1 protein-coding gene is annotated in these 1,244 nt (G+C 37.6%); it reads left to right on the top strand.

The genetic code is table 11. The features are described from left to right. Window positions 1-98: 98 nt before the first annotated feature. On the top strand, window positions 99-1,244 hold a 1,146-nt coding region (locus R5R67_RS19355; protein WP_318755195.1), incomplete at its 3' end, for a DUF1615 family protein.

The raw sequence follows: 1,244 nt of genomic DNA, 5'->3' as shown, positions 1-1,244 counted from the left end.
GGGACCAATATACATATATATTCATACAATTGATGATCAACATAGTATACTTCATCCGCTTAATCGGCTCATCTTTTTATGCAGGTGCTTTCCTCGCCATGAACAAACCGTCGTCTTCCCGTTTTTTATTAAAATCATTCGGCATGGCTGCCGTATGCATGAGTTTAGCTGCTTGTGGTGATAAAGCTTGGTGGTCAAACGATGATGAGCCTGAACTAGAAAGCCAACAGATTAAACGTCTAATTCCATCGCGTGTGCATGACCGTGAGTCATGGGCAAATGATATCGATGACATCATGAGAGAGTTAGATATTCAAAAAAATAAAAAAAATGTCTGCAGTATTATTGCCGTTGTCGATCAAGAATCTAACTTTGTTGCCAACCCTCAGGTGTCTGGATTAGGACAAAAGGCTGTTGAGGAAGTGAGTACACGTTTAAATGAAAAATTTGAAGATAAACTTGGCAAAACCGTTGGTGGAACAATTGCTGGTTATTTTGAAGAAGTTCTAAGAACTCAGCCTTCTCCTGATAACAACTATATGAGTCAAATGCGTAAAGTTAAAACCGAGAAAGAACTCGACTTACTTTACCGAGAAATTTTCGACTTCATGGCTAAACATTATCATGTGAGTGCCTTAACTGGCGCAGCCAAATTGGTTGGTCAAGATATTGGCGAGAAAATGAACCCTATTACGACTTTGGGCTCAATGCAAGTTCATATTAATTATGCGAAAGCCAATAAGCGTTCGAGTATGAGTACTGCTGCGCTCCGCGATGACCTATATACTGAATACGGTGGTTTATATTACGGCATACATCGTTTAATGGTTTATCCGGCAGACTATGATAAAGCTATTTATCGTTTTGCGGATTATAACTCTGGTATGTACTCTAGTCGTAATGCAGCTTTTCAAAAAATGCTACGAGAACTTACTGATAATGATATAAGCCTTGATGGCGATCTACTTCTTTATACAAAAGATGGTGATCCACGCGCAACTCAAAGCGAGTCAGAAAAAGAGCTGATTACAGTATTTGCAAAAAATAATATCTTAGTTACACCAAGACAAATTCGTAATGATCTTAAATTAGAAAAAGAGAAAAAGTTTGAGAGTACTCAAACTTATATTGCGCTGACTAAACTTTATAAATCCAAAACTAGCAAAGAGCCACTTTATGCAATTATGCCTCAAGTAGTGATTTCTGGGCCTAAATTAAGTCGTGATTATAATACTAATTGGTAC

Origin of the sequence: Acinetobacter sp. OYA S30, from assembly GCF_033599315.1 — a bacterium.
In the GTDB taxonomy this organism is placed as follows: domain Bacteria; phylum Pseudomonadota; class Gammaproteobacteria; order Pseudomonadales; family Moraxellaceae; genus Acinetobacter; species Acinetobacter baumannii.
Note: the sequence above shows the minus strand (reverse complement) of the source record. Positions and strands in the feature narration are given on the sequence as shown.